The organism is Muricomes intestini (assembly GCF_004346165.1).
GTDB lineage: Bacteria > Bacillota > Clostridia > Lachnospirales > Lachnospiraceae > Muricomes > Muricomes intestini.
The window spans coordinates 1-1,673 of the sequence record NZ_SLZZ01000064.1; the positions used below are offsets into that span (position 1 = coordinate 1).

Annotated in this window: 1 protein-coding gene; it reads right to left on the reverse strand. The window is 39.3% G+C overall.

Annotated elements, in window-relative coordinates:
- Positions 1–446: 446 nt before the first annotated feature.
- Positions 447–1,562, reverse strand: a complete 1,116-nt coding sequence (locus EDD59_RS17605) for an IS110 family RNA-guided transposase (RefSeq protein ID WP_132384268.1) — start codon at positions 1,560–1,562, stop codon at positions 447–449.
- Positions 1,563–1,673: the final 111 nt, after the last annotated feature.

A 1,673-nucleotide genomic window follows, 5' to 3' on the forward strand; every position in this document is an offset into this window, starting at 1 on the left:
CCTTTCTGTTATGAAGTGACCTCTTGTCAAGTGTTAATTTCAAGAAATCACTCTTTTTTCTATTTCTTATTTTTCCAATGCCTGGAGCATATGGATAGAGCCTCAGATTTAACAGTTCCCGGCCTTGGCCACTCTGTTATACGTGGATCAGGTTTCCCTGCCGACAGGTCAATGGTCCGCCGTGAACTCTGCCATCTACTAGCGTGAATCAAAGTATTTTATTACCATGTCAACATAGAAAGGGCGCAGATAGTTCGAACCTTAAATGTTTTCTAAAGCCCTATCCATATGTTCCAGTCATTTTTCTGTCAGATGTATGTCGGACAAAGTCCGTCTTACATCTGGCTTGATTACTCTTCATGATATTCTGCTGATATTGTCAACGGCTTGCCGCCCATAGGCGGTGCTTTAGCACCCTTTACGATATCAGCTGAATATCGTACTCATTATGCGATATTATCTGTCATCAGTCCCCACATAAAGCATGCGAGTTCTCTGGCAATTGCAGCTGTTGCTACATTTCTGTTTAACCTCTTATTCATGGTCATTTTATAGAATCTCCGTCTAAGTCTCTCATTCGCTTTATCTGCATATGCTATGACTTGTGGCGTATTTCCTTCTTGCCTTTTCTTTAATGCGACAGATTTATGCCCTATATTTCCTCTTGTGTATGCTTGTGCAGCCTCTATCAGTAACCTGCGAAGATGACTGTTCCCCGCTTTTGTGAGCCCATATCGTTTTTGATTTTCATCACTCGTTTCTTCACTTGGAACAAGCCCTAGAAATGCTGCAAATTTTTCTGGTTTTGCAAATCGTTCGAAATCACCAACCTCTACAACCATTGATAATGACGTATGCGTTTTTACACCTATCAGGCAACCAAGTTTTCTGACTTTTCCCTCATATGTTTCTCCTGATGCAAGTTCCTCGATTCTCTGATCCAGACGTTCTATTTTCTCTGTGAAATACTCATAAGTAATCAGATATTCATCTAGGGATTCCTGAAACACTCCACCAAGATCTAAAGACTTTAACCATTTCATGTGTGCCATTGTCCAGTAAGTTTTGCCACCTTCAAATTTCTTTCCTAAACGTAAAACCAACGCCAGTATCTGTTGTTTCGTTTTCTTCAGTGTGATTTTCTGATCATCCCTCATTCGGATATATTCTTTAATGGCATTATCTTCATCTGTTGGTACATGTACTTCGCTGTATGTGTGATAGGCAAGACATCTTGCGATGTTTCCTGCATCTCTTTTATCTGTCTTTACTCTGCTTGTATTGGTTATTGCCATTGTTGACGGTGCTAGAATAATGCATTTTACACCATGATCTGTAAGCTGGTGATAGAGCGAATAACCCAGGCATCCAGCCTCATATCCACATACAAACTCTGTATCATCTGCAAATCGGGTTCTAAGTTGTTCAATATATTTTAATATCAACTTATAATCAGCAGACATTTTTTGTTTGTACATCACCTCATCCTTATCAAAGCTGTAGCAGCAAATTGTGTAACTTTCCTTATGGACATCCATTCCAACGTAAACTATACTATTCATATGTGGCCTCCTATTGTATGCGGTAATCCCTGTTACCATTAGTCTTTATCAACTAATATTTTACAGGTAAATCCACGAATCTACAATTGTGAGGTCACTTCATATTATCTA